Raw genomic sequence first — 6,105 nt, 5'->3', positions numbered from 1 at the left:
GGCCGCGGGAGGGCGGTGCACGCTCCCCCCACACCATCCGCACACCGCCCCGTCTTCCGGCCGCCCGGCCTCCGCTTCGGCGGCGGTGGGCCCCCGCCCCCGGCCGGCGGGCCGGGGAACGCTCACGTACATCCTCACCGTCGGTCGGGGACGGGAGCGGCCGGCTCACAGAGCGGCGAACGCCTCCTCCAGGACGTCCAGCGCCTCGGACAGCAGATCCTCGCCGATCACCAGGGGCGGCAGGAACCGCAGGACGTTGCCGTGCGTACCGCAGCTGAGCACCAGTACGCCGTTGGCGTGGCAGTGCCGGACCACGGCGGCGGTCGCCTCCGGGTTCGGCTCCGTGCCGCCCGGTCGCACGAGCTCCACCGCCAGCATCGCGCCGCGCCCGCGCACCTCGCCGATCACCCCGAAGCGCTCGGCCATGTCCCGCAGCCGCGGCTTCATGACCTCCTCGATCCGCCGGGCCCGGGCGTTGAGGTCCATGCCGCGCATCGTCTCGATGGCACCGAGCGCGGCGGCGCACGCGACGGGGTTGCCGCCGTAGGTGCCGCCCAGGCCACCGGAGTGGACCGAATCCATGATCTCCGCCCGACCGGTGACCGCCGCCAGCGGCAGACCGCCGGCGATGCCCTTGGCGGTGGTGATCAGGTCCGGCACGATGCCCTCGTGGTCGCAGGCGAACCAGTCACCGGTGCGGCAGAAGCCGCTCTGGATCTCGTCGGCGATGAAGACGATGCCGTGCTCCCGGGCGAACTCCGCGATCCGGGGCAGGAAGCCCGGTGCCGGCTCGATGAACCCGCCCTCGCCCAGCAGCGGCTCGATGAGGACGGCGGCGGTGTTCTCCGCCCCGACCTCCTTGACGATCCGCTCGATCGCGAGCGCGGCGGCCTCCTCCGCGCAGTGCTCCGGTCCGGTCGGCCAGCGGTAGGGGTAGGCCACCGGTACCCGGTGGATCTCGGGGGCGAACGGACCGAAACCGTGCTTGTAGGGCATGTTCTTCGCGGTCAGCGCCATCGTCAGGTTGGTGCGCCCGTGGTAGCCGTGCTCGAAGACCACGACGGCCTGACGCCGGGTGTGGTAGCGCGCGATCTTCACGGCGTTCTCCACGGCCTCCGCGCCGGAGTTGAACAGCGCGGACTTCTTGGCGTGGTCGCCCGGGGTCAGCCGGGCCAGTTCCTCGCACACCTCGACGTAACCGTCGTAGGGGGTGACCATGGCGCAGGTGTGGGTGAAGCGGCCCAACTGCTCGCCGGCCCGTCGCACCACCGCCTCGGCACTGTTGCCGACCGAGGTGACCGCGATGCCGGAACCCAGATCGATCAGGGCGTTGCCGTCCACGTCCTCCACGATGCCGCCGCCGGCACGGGAGACGAACACCGGCAGCACCGCGCCGACACCGTCCGCGACGGCGGCCCGCTTGCGTTCCCACATCTCCCTGGAGAGCGGGCCGGGGATCTCGGTGACGACGCGGCGCTCCTGGGGAACGGTGGGGCCCCCGACGGGGGCGGTGGTGGTGGTCATGGGGCGCACTCCTCGGGCACGAGGAGCGGCACCGCCCGGGGCCCGCGACCGGCCGGCGCCTCCCCGGCCGGAGCGGGGGGCGAACGGGGTCGGGGCGCGGCGGACGGTGGCGCTCCGGGGCGTTCGGCTTCCTCTTCCGCAGGCTAGGTCCGGCCGACCGTGCCGGGCATGCACCGCCACGGCGCACTCACCCGTCCGTCTTGGCCATCGGGGACAGTCCCGCCCCGACGGCCCCCTCCTCAGCGGTCCAGGCCGGGCACGTGGGTCGGTGCCGGGCAGATGCGCTCACCCGTCGCGTCGAACACGTAGAGGCGATCGAGGTCGATGAGTAGGGGCACCCGCTCGCCGAGACGGGGCTGCACATCGGCGGAGGTGCGCACCACCAGATTCGCGGCGATCCGTTCGACCGGGGCCGTCACGTCCCCGTCCGGTGCGGGCCGCTCCAGGGTGTCGACGGCCGTCGCCGCCCCCGCCGCGCCGGTGGACCTCCCGCGCCCGGTCGGGGCGGAACGCCGCGAGAACCGGCGCAGGCGGCCCAGGGCACCGGGGGCGGTGCCGTTGCGCCGCTGCCGACTCCCGGCACGCCGTGGCGACTCCAGGGCCCCGACATCCGCCGGCTCCCCGCCGATGCCGACGTGCACCAGGGACTCGTGACCCTGGAACTCCACGTGGTTGACCACGCCCTGCAGCATCGCCTCGGAAGGGCGCATCGACCGCGGCGGGGCGATGCGCACGGCCTCCGATCGCAGGCCCACGGTCAGCTCGCGCCCCATCTGGATGCGCAGCATCTGGTGGTCCGGACTCAACGGTTCGGGCAGGAGCATCTTCTGCGCCCCGAAGTCCAGACTCATCCGCCCGCCCAGCGGCGCCAGCACCCTGGCCCGCAGCAGGTTGATCCGGGGTGTGCCCACGAAGGCGGCGACGAACACGTTGGTCGGCAGGTGGTAGACCTCGCGCGCCGGACCGGCCTGTTGGATCACGCCGTCGCGCATGACCACCACCCGATCACCCAGGGACATCGCCTCGGCCTGGTCGTGGGTCACGTAGACGGTGGTCACCCCCAGCTGGTGGGTGAGGGCGGCGATCTCGGCCCGCAGCCGGTTGCGGAGCTTGGCGTCGAGATTGGAGAGGGGCTCGTCCATCAGGAAGGTGCTCGGACGGCGCACGATCGCCCGGCCCATGGCGACCCGCTGACGCTCCCCGCCGGACATCTGCGCGGGGAGACGGTCCAGGAGCTCGCGGATGCCCAACATGCGCGCGGTGGACTCGATGCGCCGGTGGTGGTCGCCCCCGCCGTGCTCCATGCGGAGGGGGAACTCCATGTTCCCCCGCCCCGTCATGTTGGGGTACAGCGCGTAGTGCTGGAAGACCATCGCCAGCCGACGGTCCCCGGGGGAGAGGTCGGTCGCCGGCTCGCCGTCCAGGAGCACCTCCCCGGACGTGGGGTCCTCCAGCCCGGCGATCAACCGCAGCACGGTGGACTTCCCGCAGCCCGAGGGACCGAGGAGGACCACGAACTCGCCGGGCGCGATGTCGAGCGAGAAGCGGTCCACCGCGGGGATGGAGCGCGGGTAGACCTTGGAGACGTCTTGCAGGGATATGGCGCGTGTCATCGATCCACCAGGTGCAGGCGACGTTGCCGATGCCGCTGGAACGTAGCGCAGTCGAACCCGTGACGGAACGGTTTCGGCGGGATCCTTCGCGTCATATGGGATGAAGGATTCCCCTGATCCCTCGTCGCGGCTTTTCCTCCGGTCGTCCCGGGAATCCCTCCACTTCACCTCCGTCCCACCTCCACCACGCTTCCCCTTCCCCCGTGTCCGTCACGCGGGCCCCGTATTCGTGTCGGAGGCGTGCCCTTCCTCCCGTGCCCCGGCGGTCCGGACCGGACCGGGACAACCTCCCGGACCCCGGGCGGTGTTCGTCCCACCCCCCGACGGTCCATCACCCCCGTCCGTACCGCGTGTTGGGGTCGGGAACCATCCCGGGAGACCGCCCGGGCACGTACATTTGGGTGATCAACGATGCGGACCGGCGCGCGCGTCGGCCGCACCACCTCGGGCGGACGACGCGGCACGGGCGGACGGGCCCGGGCAGGGGGCACGGAATGAGCACGGACGGAACGCGGTACGGCCACCACCCCGATCCCGGTGGGTCCACGACCGGCCCGTCACCCGCCCGCCGGCCCGGCGTGCCCGCCGTCCCCGGGCCCCGCGCCGGCGAGGACACCCCGCCGGCTCCCGGCCTCGCCGGCTGGCTCCTCACGCCCCGTCCGCCCTCCCCGCCCGGAGTGTGGCGCGAGGGCCGGGTCCCCAAACCGGACGAGGACCCCGACGCCATGGGGGACCGCGAACTTTTCGGCGGAGCGCTGCTCGCCCTGCTCGGCGCCCTGTTGGTGTGGTCGCTGTGCTGGAACGGCTACATCCGGATCTGGCTGTGGCCGCTGGAATGGGTCACCACCGACGCCTGGCGCGGCACCCGCCTGCACGTCACCGCCACCTACGCCTACTACGTCCTCTTCGCGGTCCTCCTGGCATGGGTGTTCGGACGGATCGGCAACTGGCCGCGCGTGTGGCGCCGGGTGCGTCCCGGCGTGCTCCGCCTGTCGCGGATACCGGCCGGCACCCCCCCGCTGCCGGTCGCCCGGACCCGCCGGGCCGTCGCGGCCCTCCTGGCCGGCGCGTGGGCCTGGGGGTTGAGCTTCGGAGGGGTCTGGCTCTTCTGGTTGGAACCTCTGTGGGCGGTGGTCCCCGATTCCTGGTGGGAGGACGGCGACACCACGGCCTACGTCGTCGCCTACAACATCCACTACGCGCTGTGGACGGCGCTGTTGCTGGCCGTCGCGGCCCTCCTCGGGGGATGGCGCGACGTCGCCCGCCGCCTGTGGGGCGATACCGCCCGGGGGAAGGGGGCCCGGGACGCCGATGGCGCGCCGCTCCCCGACCCCACCCGCTGGGACGAACTCCGCGAGGCCGGTTACCCCCGGGCCGCCGACCGCCTCCGGGCGGACGCCCTGTCCGGTGCCATGAACGACGTGGACCACGTCCGTCTCACCGAACTGTGGCGGCGGGCCCGCGCCGTGCCCGGGGCCCGCGACGCCTTCGCCGCCGCCGTCGAGGCCGACGGGGCCGGCGCGCTGCCCCACCCCTCCGGGGCCCGGGACCTGCCGGCACGCACCGCCCGCCACGACCTGCTCACCGGACAGGTGCTCCTCGGCCGTGCCGTCGCCGACGAACGCAACCCCCACGGCCACCGCGGCGAGGCCGTCGCCCTCGATCCGGGGGTGTTGGGCACCTCCCTGGTGGCGGTCGGCCCCCCCGGCTCAGGCAAGACCGGCCGGGTGATCCGCCCGGTGGTGGAGGCGCTGTGCCTGCGTGCCCTCGCCGGTCGGGCGACCGTCGTCGCCGTCGGGGCGGCCGGCGCGGGGCTCGGGGCCGACGACGCCTTCGACGTGATCATCCGGGTGGGGGACCCCGACTCGCCGTACCTGCTCGACATCTGGGGCGGATGCGAGGACACCGACGAGGCCGCCGCCCTGCTCGCCGAGGCGCTGACGGGCGCCGGTCGGGACGACCCCGAGGAGGCGGCCGTCGCCCTCGCCCAGCTCATCGGCCCCTACCGTGCCGCCTACGGACACTTCCCCGGGGTGCCGGAGTTGCGCGCCCTGCTGGACGGGGCCGGTGCCCTGCTCAACACGCTGCACGACGACCTCGGCCGTGCCGGCGAGCGCGCCCACCAGCGGGATCTGGCGGTGCGTGCGCGGCAGGCCGAACGCCCCGACGACATCGGCCGTCGTCTGGCCGATCGGCTGGGACTGCTGGAACGCGCCGGCCTGGCGGGCCCGGCGGACCCGGCGCGGCGTCCGCCGGCGTTCGCGGTGGGGGCGCCGGACCGTCCGCTGCGCGTGCGGGTGGACCTGCCCGCCGGTGGCCACGCCGAGGCCGGCCGGATCATCGTCCGCCTCCTGCTGACCCGTTTCGCCTCCGCCGTCGGTCGGCGCCCGGACCGGACCCTCTTCGCCTGCATCGTGCTGGACGACGCCGCCTCCGCGCTGACCCCCGGCACCGTGCGGGCCCTGGCCCGGCTGCGGCCGGCCGGGGCCGGGGCGGTCCTGGCGCTGCGCTCCCTCGACGAGGTGCCCGAGCCGTTGCGGCCCGCCCTGCTCGGCACCGTCGGCTGCCGGATGGCCCTCTCCGGCGTCACCACCTGGGACGGGGAGCACTTCGCCCGGGCCTGGGGCAAGGAGTGGACCGAGGACCGGGACGTCACCCGTGCCCCGGACCGCACCGGCGGGGCGGTCAGACGAACCGTGCGCGGCGTCCGGCGGCTGTTCACGGGGCGGGAGACGACCACCGAGACGGTCACCGTGCGGAGGGTGGAACGGGAGCGGTGGCCCGCCTCCGAACTGGCCCACCGGCTGCCACCCCGGCACGCGGTGCTCTCGGTCACCGGCACGGAGGGGGAGAGCGGCCCGCCGATCCTGGTCCGGCTGGGCGACTGACCGGCATTCCCCCGGGCCCGGGCGGTACCGTTGCGGATGAACGGCCGGGCCCGCCCGCCGTCCCCCGTCCGGTGGATCCC

Annotated in this window: 3 protein-coding genes; 1 reads left to right on the top strand and 2 read right to left on the bottom strand. The window is 74.4% G+C overall.

The features are described from left to right. Positions 1 to 165: 165 nt before the first annotated feature. Both gabT and FOE67_RS13640 read right to left on the bottom strand, forming a co-directional pair. A complete protein-coding gene (gabT, locus tag FOE67_RS13645; RefSeq protein ID WP_182664021.1) occupies positions 166 to 1,524 on the bottom strand; it encodes a 4-aminobutyrate--2-oxoglutarate transaminase in 1,359 nt (452 codons plus the stop codon). A gap of 239 nt (positions 1,525 to 1,763) precedes the next feature. After that, positions 1,764 to 3,137: an ABC transporter ATP-binding protein gene (locus FOE67_RS13640; RefSeq protein WP_182664020.1), complete on the bottom strand. Its 1,374-nt coding sequence runs from the start codon at positions 3,135 to 3,137 to the stop codon at positions 1,764 to 1,766. A gap of 494 nt (positions 3,138 to 3,631) precedes the next feature. Here FOE67_RS13640 and FOE67_RS13635 point away from each other — a divergent pair, with 494 nt between their 5' ends. Further along, positions 3,632 to 6,025, top strand: a complete 2,394-nt coding sequence (locus FOE67_RS13635) for an ATP-binding protein (RefSeq protein ID WP_194444247.1) — start codon at positions 3,632 to 3,634, stop codon at positions 6,023 to 6,025. Positions 6,026 to 6,105: the final 80 nt, after the last annotated feature.

It is taken from the genome of Streptomyces calidiresistens (assembly GCF_014141525.1).
Classification (GTDB): domain Bacteria; phylum Actinomycetota; class Actinomycetes; order Streptomycetales; family Streptomycetaceae; genus Streptomyces; species Streptomyces calidiresistens.
Note: the sequence above shows the minus strand (reverse complement) of the source record. Positions and strands in the feature narration are given on the sequence as shown.